The organism is Bacteroides stercorirosoris (assembly GCF_900142015.1).
In the GTDB taxonomy this organism is placed as follows: domain Bacteria; phylum Bacteroidota; class Bacteroidia; order Bacteroidales; family Bacteroidaceae; genus Bacteroides; species Bacteroides stercorirosoris.
In genome coordinates, this window is sequence record NZ_FQZN01000036.1 from 1 (window position 1) to 23,276 (window position 23,276).

Below are 23,276 nucleotides of genomic sequence, written 5' to 3' on the forward strand. Positions count from 1 at the left end.
AGAATATTACATTTTTCCAATTATTTAATTCAAAGTTCCATGAAATAATTAAATCACTTAATATCAACAAAATAAAAGCGGCTTAGTTCTGCGAAGACTTTGCAGGTTTCGTACATTGGAATGCAGACGCAAGAAGTGGCTATTAAACCTACTGTAAAAGTTATCATGAAGTCTGATGCTGAGATGCTTGACGAAGTAATGGTGGTTGCTTATGGAACTGCGAAGAAGTCCCAGTTTACTGGTTCGGCTTCCACTATCAAGGCTGATAAAATTGCGGAGCGTCAGGTTTCCAATATATCTAATGCACTGTCGGGTCAGGTAGCTGGTGTGCAGACAACGAGTGGTAATGGACAACCGGGTACCGGGTCTACCGTACGTATTCGTGGTGTCGGTTCTCTGTCGGCAAGTAATAATCCGTTGTATGTAGTAGATGGTGTTCCTTACGATGGTGACATTTCAGCTATCAACTCACAGGATATTGAGAGTTTGACGGTATTGAAGGATGCTGCTTCTAACGCTTTGTATGGTGCACGTGGTGCTAATGGTGTAATTCTGGTTACTACGAAAAAAGGAGCTACAGGAAAAGCTACTGTGAATTTGGATGCCAAGTGGGGTACTAACCGTCGCGGTGTATCTAATTACGATGTGATGACTTCTTCCCAGGAATATGTTGAGAACTACTATACAGCAATGCTGAACGGTTATGCAGGTGGAGATCCCAACAGAGTTCTGTCTAATGGAATGACCGGTAACCAATACATCAATTCATTGTTGTTTAGTAAAGATGGTTTAGGATACCCTGTCTATACAGTTCCCAATGGTGAAGGTTATATTGGCGTGGATGGCAAACTCAATCCGAATGCAAAACTCGGCAGAGTGTATGGAGACTATTACATTACTCCTGATGACTGGGAAAAAGAGTTGCTTGATAATGGTAACTTACGTCAGGAATACAATGTGAACATCAGCGGCTCTACTGAGAAAATGAACTATTATATGTCAGCCGGTTATCTGGATGACAGCGGTCTTATTCCGGGCTCATCATTTGCCCGTCTCTCATTCCGTCTGAAAGCTGATTACCAAGTGAAGGAGTGGTTGAAAGTAGGTGCTAATGTTGCTTACTCTAATATCGTGAGCCGTTATCCTGATGAGCAAACGACTTCGGGAAGTTCTACGAACTTATTTTATATAACTAATAATATCGCACCTATCTATCCTTTGTATATACGTAATGCAGACGGCAGTATCAAAAAAGACTCTCGTGGCTTCACTATGTATGATTATGGTAATGGTATGTATACAGATGGTACTACACCTCTGAACCGCCCGTTCCTTTCTCAATCTAATCCGGCATCTGCTTTGCAGTTGGACAAGAATGAATATAACATGGATATTCTGAGTGGACGTGCTTTTGTAGAAGTATCTATTCTCGAAGGGCTGAAAGCGACTGCCAACTGGGGTATGGATTTGGACAATACACGCTACACTGAGTTGATTAATCCCTATTACGGACAGTATGCAGGTAACACCGGTGGTGTAGTAGGTGTTTCTCACAGTCGTGTATTCAGTATCAACCAACAGTACTTATTGACCTATAAGAAAAACTTCGGTGAGCATAACATTGATTTACTGGCAGGTTTTGAATCTTATGATTATAAGAACCAGTCTCTGTCTGGCAGCAAGCAAAAAGTCTACAATCCTACTATTGTAGAGTTGAATAATGCCATCAATACTCCGAGCACAAACTCCAGCACGGCCAACTATGCTACGGAAGGTTTCTTGTTCCGTGCCCAATATGACTATCTGGAAAGATACTTTGCCAGTGCTTCTTTCCGTCGTGATGCTTCCTCGCGTTTCCATCCGGACAACCGTTGGGGTAACTTCTGGTCTGTTGGTTTAGGCTGGTTGATGAATAAAGAGTCTTTCCTGGCTGATGCGTCTTGGATTGATATGCTGAAATTCAAAATAAGCTATGGTGCGCAAGGTAACGATAACATTGGTAATTACTATGCTTATCTGGATCAATACACTGTTTCTAACAGTAATAACGATTTCGCGTTGGCACTTTCTTATAAAGGAAACAAGGATATCACTTGGGAAACTTCCCATAGTTTCAATACCGGTTTTGACTTTGAATTCTTCAAGGGCCGTTTGAGTGGTACGGTTGAATATTTCAGCCGTAAGACTACCGATATGCTTTACAATAAGCCGATGAACGCATCTGCCGGTTACGCAAGCATTCCGATGAACGTTGGTTCTATGACCAATAAAGGTGTGGAATTGGATTTGAACGGAATCTTGCTCGAAACGAACGACTTGACTTGGCGCATGAACTTCAACCTGACTCACTTTAAGAATACAATCAATGAATTGGATCCTTCTTTGAATGGTGAAATGATCAATGGAAGTTATATCTACCGTGAAGGTGAATCCCGATATCAGTTCTATCTGCGCAAATATGCGGGAGTAGATCCGGAAACAGGAGTAGCCATGTACTACAAGGATGTTACGGATGCGAATGGCAACGTAACAGGACAGGAGACAACTACGGATGCTCCGAATGCTACCCGTTATGCGACAGGAGATATTCTGCCGAAAGTATATGGTGGTTTTGGTACAAGCCTGAATGCTTATGGATTTGATTTCTCAATCTCCTTTGCTTATCAGCTGGGTGGACGTATGTATGACAACGGTTATGCATCTTTGATGAACTCAGGAACCGATCCGGGACAGAACTGGCATAAGGATATCCTGAAAGCCTGGACTGCTGATAATACAGGTTCTAACATTCCTCGTTTGAGCGCAACCGACCAGTATGCCAACTATTTGTCTGACCGTTTCCTGACCAAGTCTGACTATTTGAGCATTAACAGCATCACCTTGGGATATACATTGCCGAAGAGCTGGACACGCACAATGAACATTGGTTCACTGCGTGTTTATATGTCAGCCGATAACGTGGCTTTGTTCAGCAAGCGTAAAGGTTTCGACCCGCGTCAGAGCTATACGACTGCCAGCGCAGACGTATATTCTCCTATCCGTGCTATCTCGGGAGGTTTATCACTTTCATTTTAATCTAAAACAAATATAGAATTATGAAGATTAACAAATATATATTACTGCTTTCTGCAACAATGGTGGTGGTTTCTTGTGATCTCGACAAGTATCCTGAAGGAAGCACCGTGACGCAAGACCAGAAAAATGAGGTGGTCGAATTGTTGCCTGACCGTATTTCTTCGGAATTGAACGGTTTGAAGACCGGCCTCTATTCTCATACAAACCTGTTGACGGACTTTAATAACCATATGGACTATGGTTTTCCGGCAGCTTGTATGATTTATGAAACGGCCGGACAGGACTTGCTGACTTTGAATGACCAGACCGGTTATAATAAGTTCATCAGTTCTCAGCGTTTGCTGGATAGAAATATCACTTCTACATTCAATTCTTTCTTGTGGAAGTTATATTATAAGCATATGAAAACTGCCAATGATATTCTTAAGGCTATTCCGGCAGAAGCGACAGATGCTTCATTGAAGAAATATCGTGGTCAGGCATTGGCTTCGCGGGCTTTCGACTATTTGCAGCTTATTCAGACCTATCAGTTGACATACATTGGTCACGAAACTGCTAACGGTGTGCCTTTGGTGCTGGAAACTACTACTGATACAGAGTTGATGAATAATCCGCGCGCAAGTGTACAGCAAGTGTATACTCGTATTATGGAAGATTTGGATGAGGCCATCACTCTGTTGACTGGTGTGTCTGCACGTGCTGATAAAGCTGAAATATCAGTAGAAGTGGCTTATGGTCTACGTGCCCGTGCCAATCTGTTGATGGGTAAATGGGCTGCTGCGGCTTCTGATGCAGCTAAAGCTTATGGCTCTTCGGCTCCTTATTCTGTTGCGGAAGTTAGTCAACCGACTTTCTACAATGCTACGGACAATGCATGGATTTGGGGTATCGTGGTGACTACGGAAGATTATCTGGCAAAAACCGGTATTGTAAACTGGCCTTCCAATCTCTGTTCACTGACGGGTATGGGATATACAACTGCTGCCAGTGCTACTGACGTGGCTTACCGTCTCATCAACAAAAACTTGTGGGCTGATATTCCTGAAACTGATGTACGTAAAGGCTGGTGGGTAGACGAAGATCTGCACTCGCCTGTTCTGGATAACGGACTTGGTGAGGACTATGCTTACTATTGGGCAAACGGTATGTTTAATGGTGGAACTTTCCCCAGCAAATTCTCTCCTTACACCAATGTGAAGTTTGGTCCTGACAATGGCACTTTTGCTGATACGGACAATGCACAAGACTGGCCGTTGATGCGTGTTGAAGAGATGAAGCTGATTGAAGCGGAGGCTCTTGGACGGGATAATCTGGCTACAGGCAAACAAAAGTTGGAAGAGTTCGTGAAGCAATATCGTGATCCGTCTTACACTTGTACGGCAGGTTCTTTAGAAGCATTTATTGATGAGATTTGGTTCCAGCGCCGTGTTGAACTGTGGGGTGAAGGTTTTGCGTTGTTCGATATCTTGCGTTTGAAGAAACCTATTATTCGCCAGGGTGCCAACTATCCAATCAACAGTACATTTGCTGAGATTGCTCCTGAGGCTCCTATCATGATTTATCGTATTCCTGAAGTTGAAACATCAGTGAACAGTGCTATTACGGAAGCTGACAATAATCCGGCTGCAATGGCTCCGACTCCGGTGAACTAATTAAGGGTATTATCAAATAGAAAAAGAAAATAGGGTGTATTCGAATCTACGGATACACCCTTACTTTTTATCGATATGCAAAATAGTAGAGGGAAATATTTGTAAGGTAATATATTTCCCTAACTTTGCATTTTCCTTGTTTAGCTATTATTTAATTATTCTAATAATGATGCCTATGAAGAAATTACTACTCCTGTCTTTTGTCCTTTTATGTAGTTTAACAGCATGGACTGCTCAACGTTCTCCGGAAGAGGCTCTTTCTATAGCCCGGACTTTTTTTATGCAGACATCCGGAACTGTGACTCGTAATGCCGGTGATATTCAATTGGCGGCAATTTCTAATGATTTGCTAAAATCTGCATCTACCCGTAGTGTGGAGGGAACAGCTTTCTATGTCTATAACTATGCGCAGTCTGCTTATGTCATAGTGTCCGGTGATGATCGTATGAAACCTGTACTGGGTTATTCGGATAGTGGAAGTTTTATTACTGAAAACTTGCCGGTAAATATACTTGGATGGTTGGAACTATATAATACCGCCTATACAGAATTAGGTGATAGAGAAAAAGCGGTTGTTGAGCCTAAGTTGCTTACTAAAACAGATTTTCCGGCATCTGCATCTCCTTTGTTGGGGAATATTTGCTGGGATCAGAGTACACCGTACAACAATACCTGTCCTGTCTATCAAGGAGAACGCTGCGTGACGGGGTGTGTGGCTACAGCAATGGCTATGATTTTGAAATATCACGAATATCCTGTAAAAGGGAAAAGCACTCATTCTTATAGGACTTCCAGTGGAATTGTGTGTTCTTTTGATTATGGGAATACTATTTTTGACTGGGATGACATGTTGCCACAATATGAAGGTAATTATACCACGGCATAGGCTAATGCCGTTGCACAGCTAATGTCTGCCTGTGGTATTGCTGTTGATATGGAATATTCACCCTACTCTTCGGGAGCTTATTCACATCAGGTAGGTCAGGCTTTGATTGACTACTTTGGATATGATGAAAATTTGGGATTGATATATCGTCAGTTTTTCACTTCTGCTGAATGGATGAATCTTATTAAGTCGGAAATTAGCGAAAAACGCCCTATCTACTATTTCGGGTCATCGGATGATGGAGGTCATGCGTTTGTTTTTGACGGTTATGATGAACAGGATATGGTTCATGTCAATTGGGGATGGAGTGGTATGAATAATGGATACTTTGAGGTTGCTTCCTTAAATCCAGATTCTCCCGGTATTGGCGGTGGAAGTAATCTTGGCGGAGGCTTTACGAGAGGTCAGGGAATGTATCTGGGGATACAGCCGCCTACTACCTCTTCGAACTTTACTTCTCATTTTTATATGCAGAAGTTAGAGATAAATAAAAAAGAGGTCACTAAAGGCGAGAAATTTGATTTTACGGTGACCGGGATGTTTAATATGAGTATGAAGTTTCGAAATGGACAGTTGGGACTAATTGCGGAAAAAGATGGTGAACAGTCTGCACTGTGGAAAATATCTTTGAGTGATGTTGATACTAATTATGGAACCAGAAGTCAAACATTCTCGAACCTTACAATTCCTACAGATTTGGCTGATGGAACTTATTCCTTATATGTAGCTACAAAAGATGGACGTGAAACAGCCTGGAGCCGTATACGTGGCTATTTGGGCTCTGAAGTACTTTTCATCCTTGTCGTAAATGGTAATAAATGTACTTTGACACCATTCGGCGGTAATCTTAGTCTTAAAGAAGATATAGAGGTAAGTGTGAAATTAGTACATAGTTTATATAGCGGTCTCAAAGGAGATTTCAAAATCTTGGTTTCTAACCAAAGTGTGTCGGATGAGTATTATGGTTTAGTGGGTGTTGCACTTTTTGATAAAAACACGGACTTTGTAGCGATAGTCGGAGATGTACAGGTCGAAATAGAGCCGGGCACGGTTGATAGAGAACTGGCTGTATCCGGAAACTTGGCTGTTACTAAGAACTCTGTGACTACCAATATTCCTGCTGGAGAGTATTATATTAGCCCCTGCATAGATTGGGGAGGCGGTACGTATGCCATCGGTGAGTCAACTCCGGTCACCATAAAGGAAGCGTATGGAGCTGCCGATTTAAAAGTCAGCCAACCACGTCTGGAGAAGGAACAACTTCAAGTAGGCGAGAGTCTGAACTTTCTGGCTGACCTTTCATTGTCCGGTGATGGAAATGTATATGCCGGAACATTGACAGCAGCTGTTTTCGAGAATGCCCAGGGTTATGCTTACAGTGTACACTATCAAAATGTATTTGTGGAGGAGACAGATCAGCCGGTAAATCTTGTAATGGAAATACCGCTGAGTGTGGGCGAAGGAAGACATGCAGTTCGTTTGTATAAACCTGGTACTAATGGAGACCTTGTAACAATTAGCACTCTCTATTTTTCTGTAGGACCGACTACCGGTATCAAGGATGAGGTAGCCGATAAAGGTGAGGCAGTTGTTTGTCAGCAGCCGGTAGAAGATATTCTTACTATCTATGCTTCCAATTCGGTTCGAATGATCTCTGTCTATAATCTGTTTGGGCAGCAGATGATACAGCAGAAAGAGTTCGGGGATAAGAAAGAGTATTCTGTTCCGGTAAGCGGATTGGCAGCGGGTTATTATATTGTAGTATTGCAGTCGACTGATGGTAAGGTGTACCGAAGCAAATTTATGAAGCGATAGACTATATATATATTTATGATAAAACAAGGCTGTCCTATGACTTAGGATGGCCTTGCTTTTTATATTTTGATGGATGTTTTTCGGCCTGAAATATTCATTTGTGACAGGAAGATTAAAAAAAGTATTCAAACTTATCAGACAAACCATATATTTCAGTAATTTTGTCTTTCTAATAAGCAACAATATAGAGACTTATATCATTCGTTGAGGCGCTATTAAAAATTAACCCCAAATTATATGAGGTGTACACTACTCTTTCTATTTATTCTTCTTGCAAGTCGGCTTCTTGCTGATAATGTAACAGTAGAGCAGGCTCATGCTTTAGCTGCCGATTTCTTTAAAGCAAATGTTCAAACCCGTAGTGCTACTGCGTCTCCGAGTGTGCAATTGGTTTGGGATGGGGAAGAAGCGAGCACACGCAGTGCAGGGACAGTTCCGGCTTTTTATGTTTTTAATAGTACCGACCGGAAAGGTTTTGTTATTATAGCCGGAGATGATTTGGCTATGCCGGTATTGGGGTATTCTTTCACAGATCGTTTTGTGGTAGATGGAATGCCCTCTAATTTGAAAAATTGGATGAATGGATTGAGAGAGCAGATTAATGATGCTAGGGAGATGAGGGTGGATGCCTCTGGCATTGTATCTGAAGCATGGAGAGAAGTAATGGATATGAGTACGGGGGATGTAGTGAAGCAATATGAAACGGCTAAATGGGATCAGTTAAGCCCTTATAATAAGTTTTGTCCGATGATAAATAATGTCCGCACTGTGACCGGATGTGTGGCGACGGCTATGGCTATACTAATGCGTTATCACCAATGGCCGGATGCAGGTACGGGTACTCTTCCGGCTTATACCTATACGGCAAATATAAACGGGAAAGAAATTTCTCAAAATGTAGCGGAGAAGACATTGGGTAATAGTTATGTTTGGAATAATATGCCGCTTGAATATGATTGGAAGTCTTCTGAAACAACCGAAAATGAGGTTGCAGCTTTGATGTATGACTGTGGTGTGATGGCTCAATCCCAGTTTAATATTGCCTCTGCCGGTGGTACTGGGGCAGCAACATTAACCGCAGTGCAGGGATTGGCAAAATGCATGAAATATAATAAAGGAATGTTGTGTCTTCGTCGTGATTGGTATTCAGACGCGGAATGGTTGCAAATGCTGAAAGATGAAATTATGACAGTAGGCCCTGTACTTTATGGTGGGGCTACTCTTACTAATGAGGGGCATCAGTTTATATTGGATGCATATACGACGAAGGATTATTTCAGAGTAAATTGGGGATGGAGTGGTAATAGCAATGGCTTTTTTCTGATTTCAGCTTTGAATCCGGATGAGCAGGGAACTGGTGGTAGCACCGGTGGTGGCTTTATCACAAGCCAAGACGCTGTCTTTGGTCTTAAAAAGGCAGAAAGTGATTCAGAATATCAGTCGTTGTTGAGCTTGTTTGCTGTAACCAGTTCTTATTCAGGACTGGAGACTATGGAAACCCAGTTCAATATAAATACTCTCTTCAATGTGAAAGTTGGTGCCATAGGTAATTTCGGACTGGCGGCTTTTAATGGAAATGTCTGTCTTGCTTTGGTAAATAAGGATTTGAATTTGCGAGAAATAATCTCTGAAACATATGCGATTTCGGATTTGCAGGTATATAGTGGCAGAGCATTTCTTTTTTCCTGTAAGATTTCAGTAACGCCACAACCCGGTGATCGTATTGTGGCAGTCTATAAAGGAACAAATGATGCTGATTGGAAAGTTGTTCGCGGTGGTGCTGACACAACGACTGAAATTGTTGTTAAGGCTGACCCTACTCCAATTATAGAAACAAAACAAGAAATGCAGTTTACCGTTTTCTGTGATAAACAGCAGGAAACCGTGACTGTCTATTTACCGGAGAATACTTCTAAACTAACTCTATATGATGTTAACGGACGTTTGCTAAGGCAGATATCTTCTGAAGGAAAAGAGACTATAACCTTCTCTTGCCGTGAATATCCTACGGGAGTATATATCTTGCAGGCTGTGACGGACAAGGGAACTCAACAATGTAAGTTTTTAAAATGAAAAAGAGAATTAATATTGCAATAGCGGCTTTACTTGTGCTATTGGCAGGTTGTCGCTCTGCGAAAAAGGAAACAACGGTCACATCTGATATGCAAAAGATAGAAATGAATTCTGCGGTGGTTACCCCACATTTGACAGGTGGAAATCCGGTTTCCACTTCGCCGGTGGTCTATATTTATAAAACGAAGGCTGATTATTCGCATCAGGTTCCGGTCATGATGGATGACTCCCGCACGCGCATACTGTCTTATCCTGCTCCCGGGGATTTGAAAGCAGGAGATCGTTTACGTCTGCCTACCCCTCTAACAAATGGCTACCTCTTGGATAATAGAGGAATAGGTCCTAATGTTGCTTTCCTTACCTATACTTATGAAGAGTATAGTAAACTTTCGGCAGCCCCTTCTATGGAAGATTTAATGGCGAACATTGCCGAGAAATATCCGTTATTAGAGATACGTGCGTGCGGCAGGCGGGCTGACTATAAGGATATCGTTTCTGAATTAAATGAAAAGATTTCTGAAGGATTTCTGCAAAAATAATTATATTTGTCGCCGCTAATAATACATATATATAATTAAGGCATAGTAAATGAAAGAATTTGTAATCTCCGAAGTACAGGCAGAAACGGCGGTATTGGTTGGTCTCATCACAAAAACACAGGATGAGCGCAAGACGAACGAATACCTCGATGAACTGGCATTCTTGGCTGAGACAGCCGGGGCGGAAGTGGTGAAACGTTTTACCCAGAAGCTGGATCAGGCACATTCTGTGACCTACGTCGGCAAAGGTAAACTGGAAGAAATTAAAGAATATATCCGGAACGAAGAAGAAGCTGAACGGGAAATCGGTATGGTGATTTTCGACGATGAGCTTTCTGCGAAACAGATACGTAACATTGAAGCGGAGTTGAAGATTAAAATTTTGGACCGTACTTCGCTCATTCTCGATATCTTTGCCATGCGGGCACAAACTGCCAATGCGAAAACGCAGGTAGAGCTGGCACAGTATAAATACATGCTTCCCCGCTTGCAACGTTTATGGACTCACTTGGAACGCCAGGGCGGTGGCTCCGGTGCCGGTGGCGGTAAAGGTTCCGTGGGACTTCGTGGCCCGGGTGAAACGCAGTTGGAAATGGACCGCCGTATCATCTTGAACCGTATGTCGTTGCTGAAGGAACGTCTGGCAGAGATAGATAAACAAAAGTCAACCCAACGGAAGAACCGTGGCCGTATGATTCGTGCGGCGCTGGTGGGATATACCAACGTAGGAAAATCTACTTTGATGAACCTGCTTGCCAAGAGTGAAGTGTTTGCGGAAAACAAGTTGTTTGCAACGTTGGATACGACCGTGCGCAAGGTGATTATCGAAAACCTTCCATTCCTGCTTTCGGATACGGTTGGGTTTATCCGTAAGTTGCCGACGGACCTGGTCGACTCCTTTAAGTCGACACTGGACGAGGTACGCGAGGCAGACTTGTTGTTGCACATTGTAGACATCTCGCATCCGGATTTTGAAGAACAGATAGAAGTAGTCAATAAAACATTGGCGGATATCGGTGCAGCCGGTAAACCAATGATATTGGTATTCAATAAAATAGACGCTTACACATACATTGAGAAAGCGTCTGACGACCTTACCCCCAAAACAAAGGAGAACTTGACACTCGAAGAACTGATGAAGACGTGGATGGCAAAGATGGAGGATAACTGCCTCTTTATTTCCGCCCGCGAGAAGATTAATCTGGAGGAACTGAAGAGTGTAGTTTACACGCGTGTGAAAGAGTTGCACGTACAGAAGTACCCTTATAACGATTTTCTTTATCAGACCTACGAAGAAGAAGAGGAATAAATTGAGTTGACGAGGTGACAAGATACCGGTTGGCAAGGAGGCCGTGCATTGTTGTGTACGGATGCCTTGTCGGCTGTAACTTGAATGTCTTGCCAACTATATAAACCGATAAAGAATATGAATTACAGACATTTGACCGAAGACGAAGTACTCCGGTTGAAAAGCCAGTCGTGTCTGGCCGATGATTGGGGGAAAGTAATGGTAGCGGAAGATTTTGTTACCGAGTTTGTACACCACACCCGGTTTTCGGGCGATGTACGTTTGGGGGTGTTTCAATCAGAATTCACATTACCGGGAGGAATTAAGAAACATTCCGGCTTACGCCATGTAACGCTCCACAATGTCACAGTGGGGGACAACTGTTGCATAGAAAACATTCAGAACTATATTGCTAATTATGAAATCGGGCATGATACATTCATTGAGAATGTGGACATTGTCCTGGTGGAGGGAGTGAGTAAATTTGGCAACGGGGTAGAGGTATCCGTGCTGAATGAGACCGGTGGTCGTGAAGTGCTTATCAACGATAAGCTCTCTGCACACCAGGCTTATATACTGGCTCTCTACCGTCACCGTCCGGAGTTGATTTGCCGGATGAAGGCTATCACTGATTTTTATTCCAATAAGCATGCTTCTGCGGTAGGCAGCATCGGCAATCATGTGATGATACTCAATACCGGGTCTATCAAGAATGTGCGTATTGGCGACCATTGCCATATCTGTGGAACTTGCCGCCTCTATAACGGTAGTATCAATAGTAATGAGGAAGCTCCGGTGCATATTGGACACGGAGTTATCTGTGACGATTTTATCATCTCTTCCGGTTCGCACATAGATGACGGGGCGATGCTGAGCCGTTGCTTTGTGGGTCAGGCCTGCCGCTTGGGACACAATTATTCGGCATCCGAATCGCTTTTCTTCAGCAATTGTCAGGGAGAGAACGGTGAAGCCTGTGCCATTTTTGCGGGACCATTCACGGTGACGCATCATAAATCCACCTTATTGATTGCCGGTATGTTCTCATTCATGAACGCCGGTTCGGGTTCTAACCAAAGTAACCATATGTATAAGTTAGGGCCTATCCATCAGGGAACCCTGGAACGTGGCGCTAAAACAACTTCCGATTCTTATATCCTGTGGCCTGCCCGTGTGGGTGCTTTCTCACTGGTGATGGGGCGTCACGTTAATCATTCCGACACTTCCAACCTGCCTTTCTCTTATTTGATAGAGCAGAATAATACCACTTATCTCGTGCCGGGTGTCAACCTGCGCAGTGTGGGAACCATCCGTGACGCACAGAAATGGCCGAAGCGTGACGGGCGTACGGATTCTAATAAACTGGATTTTATCAATTATAACTTGCTTAGTCCCTACACCGTACAGAAGATGTTTAAGGGACGGGAAACTTTGCAGAACCTGCGCCATGCTTCGGGTGAACTTTCGGATATTTACTCTTTCCACAGTGCAAAAATTCGCAATTCAGCTTTGGTGAAGGGCATTAAATTCTATGAGATTGCCATCCATAAGTTCCTCGGAAACTCCGTTATCAAGCGTCTGGAAGGCATAGACTTTAAAAGTAATGAAGAGATACGCGCCCGCCTGAAACCCGAGACTTCGATAGGCAGTGGTGAGTGGGTGGACATTTCCGGTCTGATTGCGCCGAAGAGTGAGATCGATGCTCTGATTAATGATATAGAGTGCGGCAAAGTAGACCGCTTGAAGTATATCAATGCGGAATTTGAGAAGATGCATCAGAACTACTACACTTACGAGTGGACGTGGGCTTATGAGAAGCTGGAAGAATTCTATGGAATCAAGCCTGAGAACATAACAACCGGAGACATCATCCGCATTGTTGAGAAGTGGAAAGAAGCTGTGGTAGGGCTGGATCGCATGGTATACGATGATGCCAAGAAAGAGTTCTCGCTGGCCTCTATGACGGGGTTCGGTGCCGACGGTTCGCGTGCGGAGAAGGAGATGGACTTCGAGCAGGTGCGTGGAGACTTTGAGAGCAATCCGTTTGTTACAGCGGTGCTGAAGCATATTGAGGATAAGACGGCGCTGGGGGATGAATTGATAGAACGTATGCAGAGGGTGGCTTCATTTTCACTCTAATTAAAGAAATATTTCAATAATAGTTCTTACCTTTGTGCTACGATTCATTAATTTAATTTACGAGTAATTATGGCAACAACACCTCCGTTCCACTATCAACCTATGTTTGAGCATGGGGAAGATAAGACTGAGTATTATCTGCTTACAAAAGACTATGTATCCGTAAGCGAGTTTGAAGGAAAACCTATGCTGAAGATTGAAAAAGAAGGTCTTACGGCAATGGCTAACACGGCTTTCCGCGATGTGTCATTTATGTTGCGCCGTTCGCACAATGAGCAAGTCGCCAAGATTCTGAGCGACCCCGAAGCAAGTGATAACGATAAGTATGTAGCGATTACCTTCCTGCGCAATGCGGAAGTGGCCTCCAAAGGCATACTTCCCTTCTGTCAGGACACCGGTACGGCTATCGTTCACGGTGAAAAGGGACAGCAAGTGTGGACGGGCTATTGCGATGAAGAAGCCCTCTCACTGGGTGTCTACAAAACGTATACCGAGGAGAATCTGCGTTATTCTCAGAATGCTCCACTGAACATGTACGATGAGGTGAACACGAAGTGTAACTTGCCCGCACAGATTGATATCGAAGCTACTGAGGGAATGGAATATAAATTCCTCTGCGTGACCAAAGGTGGCGGTTCGGCAAACAAGACTTACCTGTATCAGGAGACCAAAGCTATCCTGAACCCCGGTACGCTGGTTCCTTTCCTTGTAGAGAAGATGAAGACGCTGGGGACGGCTGCTTGTCCTCCTTATCACATCGCTTTCGTTATCGGCGGTACTTCTGCTGAGAAGAATCTGCTGACCGTGAAATTGGCTTCTACCCATTACTACGATGAATTGCCCACTACAGGTAATGAATACGGTCGTGCTTTCCGCGATGTAGAACTGGAGAAAGAAGTGTTGGCAGAAGCTCATAAAATAGGTCTTGGTGCGCAGTTCGGTGGTAAATACCTCGCTCACGATGTACGCATCATCCGTCTGCCCCGTCACGGTGCTTCCTGTCCGGTAGGTTTGGGCGTTTCCTGCTCTGCCGACCGTAACATCAAGTGCAAGATTAACAAAGAAGGTATCTGGATTGAGAAACTGGATAGCAATCCGGGCGAACTGATTCCGGAAGAAATGCGTCATGCAGGCGAAGGTACTGTGGTAAAAATCAACCTGAACCAGCCGATGACGGATATTCTGAAAGAGCTGACTAAATATCCGGTAGCTACCCGCCTGTCACTGAACGGTACAATCATTGTAGGCCGCGACATCGCACATGCCAAACTGAAAGAACGTCTGGATCGTGGCGAAGACTTGCCGCAATATATCAAGGATCATCCTATTTACTATGCCGGTCCTGCTAAAACTCCGACCGGAATGGCTTGCGGCTCCATGGGACCCACTACTGCGGGACGTATGGACTCGTATGTGGAACTGTTCCAAAGTCATGGTGGTAGCATGGTTATGCTTGCCAAGGGTAACCGTAGCCAACAGGTGACGGATGCCTGCAAGAAATACGGTGGTTTCTATCTTGGCTCTATCGGTGGTCCTGCCGCTATCCTGGCACAGAACAACATCAAGAGCATCGAATGCGTAGAGTATCCTGAGCTCGGCATGGAAGCTATCTGGAAGATTGAAGTGGAAGACTTCCCTGCATTCATCCTGGTAGATGATAAGGGCAATGATTTCTTCAAGCAACTGAAACCGTGGAATTGCAGTAAGTAAGAAACGTTTTTCTATAGATTAATTGAAAGCTGTCCCAAAAGGTTGATTTACTTCTTCGGGACAGTTTTCTTTGTTTATTCTCACCCCTATGAGAATAGACAAGGTATACTGCCTTGATTAATCGTGCAGGCTTTCCTTTGATTTTAGGTAGGAAGACTGTAGAAAAACAATGAGATGTCATTATATGCCGATACTAATTCCTATCTTTGCGACTTCAAAAATCTGATTAATCTTATTTATATTATGGAACTGACTACTCCTCACATCTCCCCGAAAGCGGATTCCCGTGTTGTCTGGCTGGACGTCGTGCGACTGATAGCTATGTTTACCGTTGTTTGTTGCCATTGCACAGACCCTTTCAACTTCTATCCGGGAACGGCTCCCGACATTGTAGATATAAAATTCTGGGGGGCCGTCTATGGAGCGGTGTTGCGTCCGTGTGTGCCCCTTTTTGTGATGATAACAGGAGCGTTGTTGCTTCCGGTGCGTGGCGATGTGTCCGTATTCTATAAGAAACGCATCCTGCGGGTGCTCTTCCCGTTCCTCATCTGGTCGGTGATTTATAATCTTTTCCCATGGATTACAGGATTGCTGGGAGTGGAGCCGAAGGTGATTCTCGACTTCTTTCCGTATTCAGGTGAGGAGGTGATGCGCCAGTCTCTTGCTGTCAGTATGGGATATATAGCGGAGTTGCCTTTCAATTTCTCCCTTCTCGACGTGCACATGTGGTACATCTATTTGCTGATAGGGCTTTATCTCTATTTGCCGATATTCTCTGCCTGGGTGGAGAAGGCGTCGGAACGTGCTAAACTTTGGTTCTTGGTGGCATGGGGAGTGACGTTGCTCATACCTTATTATAGCGAGTTCGTGTCAAAATACTTATGGGGCACTTGCTCATGGAACTCGTTTGGAACGCTTTACTATTTCGCAGGTTTCAATGGCTATCTGCTTTTGGGACACTACCTGAGAAACCATGACTGGACCGGGCGTCAGTCTGTACTGATAGGTATTCCTATGTTTGTGGTGGGATATACGGTGACTTTCTTTGGTTTCCGCCACATGACGGCATTGCCGAACTTGACGGATGAGATGTTGGAACTGTTCTTCACCTACTGTTCGTTGAATGTGGTGATGATGACTATTCCGGTGTTTATGTGGGCCAAGAGGGTAAACGTCCGTTCGGAGCGGGTGATAAAAGTATTGTCCAACCTGACGCTTTGCGGTTTTGGAATCTATATGATACACTACTTCTTCACAGGACCGGCAGTAGTATTGATGCGGGCAGCAGGCGTTCCGTTGTATTTGCAGATACCTGCCGCCGCAGTGTTGGCATTTGGCGTTTCATGGCTTCTGGTGGCAATGGCGTACCGTTGCTTCGGAAAGAAGACGAAATGGGTATTGGGATAGGATGAAAAAATAGGGGCAGTGTATGCTGCCCCGAAGCTATCATTTATTGTGTTTCTTTTTCCACTGCTCGTATTTCTTGAATACTTTCAGCCCGTCACTATTATACCAACTGTATCCATTGCGGCGTTCGTGTCCTATCTCTGAGATATCGAACTTCTTCACTCCATCGCGGTCACTGAAGAAAGGACGGTTATCTTCCAGTGTATAGAAGCGTGCCCACAGGGGAGGACAATCGGTACATGGTATCATGCGGTAGTCTTTCTTTCCTTCATCATTTGTGAAGAACTCTTTTTTCATCCCTTCAATCTTTGATGCTTTGAACCATTCTATTGCGTTCTCTATACATGCGATAACCTCTTTTGAAGGATTAGGCAGGGACATTAGCAGGATGACGATGTTGTCCGATTCGGCGCCACTCAGTGAGGGAAGTTCATAAGCGCGTGCTTTGGCAGGAGCAAAAGTGTATTCGTCATGCTGCGCACACCACACGGTGGGCTTGCCGTTTATGACAACCTGGGTTTTAAGGATACATTCCACGCCTTTATTGAATGCGGTGCGAGCACGGTCGCAGATGCTGTCGGGAACATAGGTGTAGGGAGCTTTCTTCTCGTATACCTGACGCAGCAACTCCATAATGTTTACCATTGCATTGTCGTTATAAGTGATATGAGTATAGTAGCCTTTGGGACGAGGCCAAAACTGTGGCCAACCACCATTGGGATACTGAGCTTTGAGGATGTAACGAATGCCATCGAGGGCGGCATCTCTGTACTTTCCGGCATTAGTGGCAAGATACAGGCGGGAGAGGTATTCGATTTCCGTGCTGGTTGCATCGTTGTCAATGGTACTTTGGTTTACATCATCCTTGGCGGCAAGTACATCTTCCAGCTCTTGTTCTGTCAGTTCGGCGGGCATATAGATGTTTTTGGGCCACCCGCCGGTGGTTTGTTGGTAGAGTAATACGTTATCGCCAATGCGGATAGCTTCAGAAGTTTTAAAGAATTCGTCGTTCAACTTGGGTGCCATTTTTACCCAAGTTTTGTACGGCTGTTTTTCTTTGTAGTTTACGGTCTCTTGTGCAAATAGGTTTGTCAGGCATAGTAAGGCCAGACAATACAGGCTAATCTTTTTCATGGTCGTTGTTTTTTATAGTTCTACTGATGGCAAAAGTAGAGGAAAAAAACTCGCCTAATGGGGAATAATTGTTTTATTCCAGGTATTTTGTCACTTTTCCACTGATTTGCAGCAAAGATATCTCGCATAACTTTGTGTTATATTCTGCAGAAAGAATTCTCTCTTCCGCATCCAGGAGACTCTTTTGCGCTTCGCGCATTTCAATACCGGAGAGGTTTCCCAACATATAGCGTTCCATGGCAATTTCGTGGTTCTCTTTGGCAGCTACAAGATTTTGGCGTTCCAGATGCAACATTTGCAGGTTGTTTTGATATGCTTGCCATAAGTTGCTCAAGTCGGCACGCAATGCTTGTTCCAGTTGTTCACGTTCCAAACGGGCATTCTGAATGGCAATCCGGGCGTTATTGCGTTCCCGGCGGCGATTGCCGTCGAACAGGTTGAAGCCGATGGTCAAGCCGAAGTTCGCTCCGAGGTTACCACGCTGTATATTGGCTGCAACGTCGTATTTATTAAAGGTGTAACCGTAGCCGCCGCTCATTTTCAGATAAGGGTAGTCGCGTGAACAAACCTTTTTATAATCCAGTTGGGCAAGGGTGTTATTCTGGTGGGCTCTTAGCAAAGAGGCGTTGGTTTGCAGGGTGGCATTCCACAATTCTTCAAAGTTCAGCCCGCTGTCTGCATCGATCAGACTGTCCCGGATAATGATCGGCTGGTCTACATTCTCGTTAGCCATCAGTTCGTTCAACTGGATGCGGGAGGTGTGCAAAAGTTCCTGTTGCTTCATGTATTGCGCACTGTCGGCGTTGAAGTCCACTTTTGCCTGCTGATAATCCAGGCGGGAGAAGTTACCGATGTGGTAACGTTCTTCCACGATGCGCAGGCGTTCTTTGGACAGAGATACGGCATAACGGAAGTTGTTCAGACGGATTTTATGCTGTACGTAGTTATAATATTCCGCTGCGATGTTGGCAATCAGGTCTTCTACGGCGATGCGGGTGTTGGTTTCGCCCTGTCGTTCCAGTTCTTTCAACTTCTGGTAATTGGCGGTGATGTTGAAGCCGTCGAAGATAGTCCAGTTCAAGTTTAAGCCGACGTTCATGGTCTGGTCGAAGACGCCATTTTCTTTGAGATGTTCTCCGGTGGCGCGCACTTTGCTGTCGGTGTTGTCTACGGTTCCTTTATAACTTGCCGAGAGGTCGACAGTAGGCAGGTAACCCGCATTGCCCAACGTGGCGTTATTCTTGGAAACCTGTTCTTCATTGCGGGTGATGCGCAGTGAGTAATTATTCTGAAGCCCGTATTCCAGGCAGGATTTTAACGTATAGGTTTGAGGGGCTTGCGCCTGCAAAGCAAGCGAAGCGCAACCGGCCATTATGAGGGATAAGATAGTACGTTTCATGATTTCTTTAACTTACTTCGGTTAGTAGATACATAACTGTATATGGCAGGTACGATATACATGGTCAGGAATGTGGATACTAACATACCGCCCACTACCGCTGTACCCATGGCAATACGCTGGTTGCAACCTTCGCCAGTAGCGAATGCCAACGGTATCAAGCCCAAAATGGTGGAGGCACTGGTCATCAGGATGGGGCGTAGACGTTGCAGGGAAGCATCTTTGATGGCATCCATCTTGTCTTCTCCGGCTTCCTGTTTCTGGTTGGCAAACTCTACAATAAGGATACCGTTCTTTGCCACCAGTCCAATCAGCATGATAATACCAATCTGGCTGAAGATATTCATCGTGATATTATTGAAGTACATGAATACCAATGCTCCGGCAATGGCGAGGGGGACGGTAAGCATGACAATCAGCGGATCCTTGAAACTTTCGAATTGGGCTGCCAGAATCAGGTAGATGAGTAGGATAGCTAATATAAAGGCGAACATAAGGCTGGAAGAACTTTCCCGATACTCTTTAGAATCTCCGGTCAGTGCGGTACGGAAAGTCTCGTCCAGTGTTTCTTTTGCTATCTTGTCCATTTCGTCAAGTCCCTGTCCGATAGTCTTTCCGTCGGCAAGTCCGGCAGAAATGGTGGCGGAAACAAAACGGTTGTAACGATATAACTGCGGGGGAGCGATACCTCCGGTCAGTTCGATAAGGTTGTCCAGCTGAACCATCTCACCTTTATCGCTGCGGATATAGATACCTTTCAGGTCGGCAGGTTTGTTGCGTTGCTGGCGGTTGATTTCTCCCAATATCTCATATTGTTTTCCGTTCATATAGAAATAGCCCATACGCTGACCACTCAATCCGTATTGCAGGGTTTGGGCGATGTTGCGTGTGCTGACTCCCATGATACTCGCTTTGTCACGGTTGATATTGATGCGGGCTTCCGGTTTACTGAATTTCAGGTTCACGTCCGCCATCTGGAAGACTGGATTTTCATAAACCTTTGCCATGAATATCGGCAACACTTCTTGCAGTTTTTCGATATTGGTAGCCTGTAATACATATTGCACCGGCATACCACCACGGCGTCCACCGAAAGAAGATGACTGTTGTACGAATGAGCGTGCCTTAGTTCTCTTCTGCACCGCTTTCGAAATCTGTTCTGCAACTTCCATCTGTGTGTAGTCGCGTTCTTTCATATCTTTCAACGTGATGCGCACATTTCCACTACCACTTGATACACGTGCCGTTACAGATTCTGCATCCGGTAGCAAGGAATCTACCAGGTGGTTAATGTCTTCCGTATAATCCCGTATATATTCATACGTTACGCCTTCCGCACCGCGGGTGTTAATGCTGATTTGCGAACGGTCCTCCAATGGTGCCATTTCGGCGGGGATGGCATTCCACAGGAACACGATGATAACTAATGTTCCTAACACAAGCGGCATTGCCAGCCAGCGTTTGTGCAGGAATATTTCCAGTGAACGACTGTAAATGCGGTTCATGCCTTCAAAGAACGGTTCGGTCTTCAAATAGAACCAATTCTTCTTGTCCTGTTTCACCAGTAGCTTCGTGGCAAGCATCGGGGTGAAAGTCAGTGCGGCAAACGAGGAAATAATTACCGAACCGGATACTACGATACTGAATTCACGGAACAGGCGTCCCGTCATACCGTCCATAAATACGATGGGGAAGAATACGGCCACCAGTGTGATGGTGGTGGAGATAACGGCAAAGAAAATTTCTTTGGCTCCCTCGATACCCGCCTCTTTCGGTGGCATCCCGCGTTCTATGCGGACATAGATGTTTTCCGTCATTACGATGGCATCGTCCACTACCAGACCTACCGCCAACACCACCGCCAGCATGGAAAGTACGTTGATGGAGAATCCGGCGAGATACATAACGAAGAAAGCTCCGATAAGTGAAACCGGGATTACGATACAAGGCACCAGCGTCACGCGCCAGTCGCGCAGGAAGAGGAAGATGATGATAATAACGAGAATGAAAGCTACATACACCGTTTCCTTTACCTCGTTGATGGAAGCACGGATAAACTTGGTGTTGTCGAAACCGTAGGAGTATTTGACGTCTTCCGGGAGGTCTTTCTTCATCAGTTCCATACGTTCGTAAACGGCATCGGCAATCTTGATGTGGTTGGCACCTGGCTGTGGCACTACTACGATACCGACCATAGGCACACCATTCATTTTCATATAACTCTTGATGTCTGCCGGGCCCAGTTCCGCCCGTCCGATATCACTGAACCGGACAATACGGTTGTTGTCTTCCCGCAGAATCAGATTATTGAATTCTTCTGCCGTATGCATCAATCCCAGGGTACGGATGGTAAGTTCCACAGTGTTTCCTTCGATACTTCCGGACGGGAGTTCCACGTTTTCTTTATCTACAGCATTTTTAACGTCAATAGGAGTAATGCCGTAGCCGGACATCTTGACAGGATCAAGCCACAGACGCATAGAATAGCGCTTTTCGCCCCAGATGCTTACCCCACTGACATCCGCAATGGTTTGTAATTGTTCTTTCACCGTGAGGTCTGCAATCTCACTCAGTTCCAGCAAGGAACGCTTGTCACTTTGTAATGCCACCATGAGGATGGGCATGGCATCCGCATCCGCTTTTGATACGGTGGGAGGGTCGCAATCGCGGGGCAGATAGCGTTGGGCGCGTGACACTTTATCACGCACATCGTTTGCCGCCGTTTCCAGGTCTACGGAGAGTTCAAACTCTACCGTAATACGTGCTGAACCTTGTTGGCTGACGCTGGACAAGGAACGGATACCCGGAATACCGTTGATGTTTTGTTCCAACGGTTCGGTAATCTGGTTCTCGATAACATCGGCGTTTGCTCCCGGATAGGAACAGGAAACCGAAATAATGGGGTTGTCCACGGATGGATATTCACGCACGCCGAGGTAGCTGTACCCGATAAGTCCAAAGAGCAGGATGATAAGGGTAAGCACCGTGGAAAGTACCGGGCGCCGTATGCTAAGTTCGGATATATTCATAAGGCGTCTGGTTTAATAGATATTGTCCAAAGTTACAGCCAAACCTGTGCGAAGTTGCAACGTACCCGAAATGATGATAGTGTCTCCGGCTTGTAAACCTTGCAATACCTGTGTTTCGGCTTCTGTACGGATGCCAGCCTGTATTTCTACCGGTTGGGCTTTTCCCGATTTATAAAGGAATATCTTGTCTTTACCCATTTCCGGCACAATGGCTTCGGAAGGAACGGCAAGGGCATCATGGATTTCGTTTTTGCTTAAACGGATGTCCGCATAACGTCCCGGCATAACGCTGCCGTTGGCATTGGGATAGAGGGCGCGCAAAGTCAATGTATGGGTATTCTGGTCCATTCTCGATTCGCGTGCATATACTTTGGCATGGAATGTTTCAAGTTTGCCTTCAAGGCCGAAATCAACTCCCGCGCCGATTTTTACATCGTTTGCGTAACGCTCGGGAACAGAAAACTCTACTTTCAGCGGGGATACTTTTGTAAGTTTGGCTACAATGGTAGAAGGAGAAGCGTATGTACCGACGCTGACCTGGCGCAGACCGATTACTCCATCGAATGGAGCACGCAGTTCGGTTTGTGCGATGTTAGCTTCTATCAGGTCTATATCAGCGTTAAGGGTTGCCAACTCGGTTTTCACCTGTTCGTAGGCTTCCTTACTGACCGCATCTCTTTCCAGCAGTGCATTTTGGCGGAACACACGATCTTCGGCCAGTTTCAGTTGGGCAACAAGGCGTTGTAACTGTGCCTGCAAAGGACGGTCGTTTACTTTAGCCAGTAATTGCCCTTTCTTTACCAGGCTGCCTTCCTCAAAATTGATTTCTATAATTTTGCCCGAAGTCTCGAAAGAAAGGTCCACTTCTTCATCAGGCAGCAAGCTACCGCTGATTTTGATTTCGTCTTTCAGCAGCTGCGGCTTTATGATTTTGGCGTTAACATTTAATGCTTTCTTTGTATTGCGGTTACCACTCATAACTTTGTCGGCAGCCGCCAGTTCTTGGTTCTCTTTAGGGAGCTGAGAATAAATGCCCCATCCAATCAGTCCGGCACCAATAAAAATAATAATGCCCCATTTAACTTTCTTATTCATGTATCAGTATTAGTATTACGTCAGATTATGTCAGCACT

General features: G+C 44.9%; 12 protein-coding genes and 2 pseudogenes. 10 read left to right on the forward strand and 4 right to left on the reverse strand.

The features are described from left to right. Positions 1 to 84: 84 nt before the first annotated feature. From BUC01_RS20595 to BUC01_RS20635, 10 genes and pseudogenes are all read left to right on the forward strand, one after another. Positions 85 to 3,075: pseudogene (locus tag BUC01_RS20595) on the forward strand (SusC/RagA family TonB-linked outer membrane protein); the annotation flags it as partial. A gap of 20 nt (positions 3,076 to 3,095) precedes the next feature. Further along, positions 3,096 to 4,727 (forward strand): RagB/SusD family nutrient uptake outer membrane protein, encoded by a 1,632-nt coding sequence (locus BUC01_RS20600; RefSeq protein ID WP_073314713.1) that lies wholly within the window; start codon positions 3,096 to 3,098, stop codon positions 4,725 to 4,727. A 175-nt stretch (positions 4,728 to 4,902) separates the two neighbouring features. Continuing rightward, positions 4,903 to 5,931: pseudogene (locus BUC01_RS25950) on the forward strand (C10 family peptidase); the annotation flags it as partial. 1,116 nt (positions 5,932 to 7,047) lie between these two features. Next, positions 7,048 to 7,428, forward strand: a complete 381-nt coding sequence (locus BUC01_RS26130) for a T9SS type A sorting domain-containing protein (protein ID WP_262484425.1) — start codon at positions 7,048 to 7,050, stop codon at positions 7,426 to 7,428. 237 nt (positions 7,429 to 7,665) lie between these two features. Next, a complete protein-coding gene (locus BUC01_RS20610; protein ID WP_025832998.1) occupies positions 7,666 to 9,501 on the forward strand; it encodes a thiol protease/hemagglutinin PrtT in 1,836 nt (611 codons plus the stop codon). Next, positions 9,498 to 10,040 carry a hypothetical protein gene (locus BUC01_RS20615; RefSeq protein WP_025832997.1) on the forward strand — a complete coding sequence of 181 codons (543 nt, stop codon included), beginning with the start codon at positions 9,498 to 9,500 and terminating at the stop codon, positions 10,038 to 10,040. The genes BUC01_RS20610 and BUC01_RS20615 overlap by 4 nt, the downstream gene beginning before the upstream one ends. A gap of 49 nt (positions 10,041 to 10,089) precedes the next feature. Beyond that, positions 10,090 to 11,349, forward strand: a complete 1,260-nt coding sequence (gene hflX, locus BUC01_RS20620) for a GTPase HflX (RefSeq protein ID WP_025832996.1) — start codon at positions 10,090 to 10,092, stop codon at positions 11,347 to 11,349. A gap of 117 nt (positions 11,350 to 11,466) precedes the next feature. After that, on the forward strand, positions 11,467 to 13,464 hold the full coding sequence (locus BUC01_RS20625) for a DUF4954 family protein (protein ID WP_025832995.1): 1,998 nt from the start codon (positions 11,467 to 11,469) through the stop codon (positions 13,462 to 13,464). Positions 13,465 to 13,533: 69 nt separating this feature from the next. Further along, on the forward strand, positions 13,534 to 15,174 hold the full coding sequence (locus BUC01_RS20630; protein ID WP_025832994.1) for a fumarate hydratase: 1,641 nt from the start codon (positions 13,534 to 13,536) through the stop codon (positions 15,172 to 15,174). Between the two features lie 243 nt (positions 15,175 to 15,417). Continuing rightward, positions 15,418 to 16,581 carry an acyltransferase gene (locus tag BUC01_RS20635; RefSeq protein ID WP_073314731.1) on the forward strand — a complete coding sequence of 388 codons (1,164 nt, stop codon included), beginning with the start codon at positions 15,418 to 15,420 and terminating at the stop codon, positions 16,579 to 16,581. A gap of 39 nt (positions 16,582 to 16,620) precedes the next feature. Here BUC01_RS20635 and pelA read toward each other — a convergent pair whose 3' ends face one another. The 4 genes from pelA to BUC01_RS20655 form a co-directional block, all read right to left on the reverse strand. Then, the gene (gene pelA / locus BUC01_RS20640; RefSeq protein WP_025832993.1) at positions 16,621 to 17,715 is read right to left on the reverse strand and encodes a pectate lyase; all 1,095 of its coding nucleotides are present in this window, start codon (positions 17,713 to 17,715) and stop codon (positions 16,621 to 16,623) included. A gap of 73 nt (positions 17,716 to 17,788) precedes the next feature. After that, a complete protein-coding gene (locus BUC01_RS20645; RefSeq protein ID WP_025832992.1) occupies positions 17,789 to 19,114 on the reverse strand; it encodes a TolC family protein in 1,326 nt (441 codons plus the stop codon). Then, positions 19,111 to 22,143, reverse strand: coding sequence for an efflux RND transporter permease subunit (locus BUC01_RS20650; protein ID WP_073314715.1), 3,033 nt, complete (start codon positions 22,141 to 22,143; stop codon positions 19,111 to 19,113). Before BUC01_RS20650 ends, BUC01_RS20645 begins: the two co-directional genes overlap by 4 nt. A 12-nt stretch (positions 22,144 to 22,155) precedes the next feature. Continuing rightward, positions 22,156 to 23,238, reverse strand: coding sequence for an efflux RND transporter periplasmic adaptor subunit (locus BUC01_RS20655; RefSeq protein ID WP_025832991.1), 1,083 nt, complete (start codon positions 23,236 to 23,238; stop codon positions 22,156 to 22,158). Positions 23,239 to 23,276 lie beyond the last annotated feature (38 nt).

What these genes read in the sequence shown, in the direction of transcription:
- BUC01_RS20600 (WP_073314713.1), top strand. Translation starts at nt 3,096, where the DNA reads ATGAAGATTAACAAATATATATTACTGCTTTCTGCAACAATGGTGGTG.
- BUC01_RS26130 (WP_262484425.1), top strand. Translation starts at nt 7,048, where the DNA reads ATGGAAATACCGCTGAGTGTGGGCGAAGGAAGACATGCAGTTCGTTTG.
- BUC01_RS20610 (WP_025832998.1), top strand. Translation starts at nt 7,666, where the DNA reads ATGAGGTGTACACTACTCTTTCTATTTATTCTTCTTGCAAGTCGGCTT.
- BUC01_RS20615 (WP_025832997.1), top strand. Translation starts at nt 9,498, where the DNA reads ATGAAAAAGAGAATTAATATTGCAATAGCGGCTTTACTTGTGCTATTG.
- hflX (WP_025832996.1), top strand. Translation starts at nt 10,090, where the DNA reads ATGAAAGAATTTGTAATCTCCGAAGTACAGGCAGAAACGGCGGTATTG.
- BUC01_RS20625 (WP_025832995.1), top strand. Translation starts at nt 11,467, where the DNA reads ATGAATTACAGACATTTGACCGAAGACGAAGTACTCCGGTTGAAAAGC.
- BUC01_RS20630 (WP_025832994.1), top strand. Translation starts at nt 13,534, where the DNA reads ATGGCAACAACACCTCCGTTCCACTATCAACCTATGTTTGAGCATGGG.
- BUC01_RS20635 (WP_073314731.1), top strand. Translation starts at nt 15,418, where the DNA reads ATGGAACTGACTACTCCTCACATCTCCCCGAAAGCGGATTCCCGTGTT.
- pelA (WP_025832993.1), bottom strand. Translation starts at nt 17,715, where the DNA reads ATGAAAAAGATTAGCCTGTATTGTCTGGCCTTACTATGCCTGACAAAC.
- BUC01_RS20645 (WP_025832992.1), bottom strand. Translation starts at nt 19,114, where the DNA reads ATGAAACGTACTATCTTATCCCTCATAATGGCCGGTTGCGCTTCGCTT.
- BUC01_RS20650 (WP_073314715.1), bottom strand. Translation starts at nt 22,143, where the DNA reads ATGAATATATCCGAACTTAGCATACGGCGCCCGGTACTTTCCACGGTG.
- BUC01_RS20655 (WP_025832991.1), bottom strand. Translation starts at nt 23,238, where the DNA reads ATGAATAAGAAAGTTAAATGGGGCATTATTATTTTTATTGGTGCCGGA.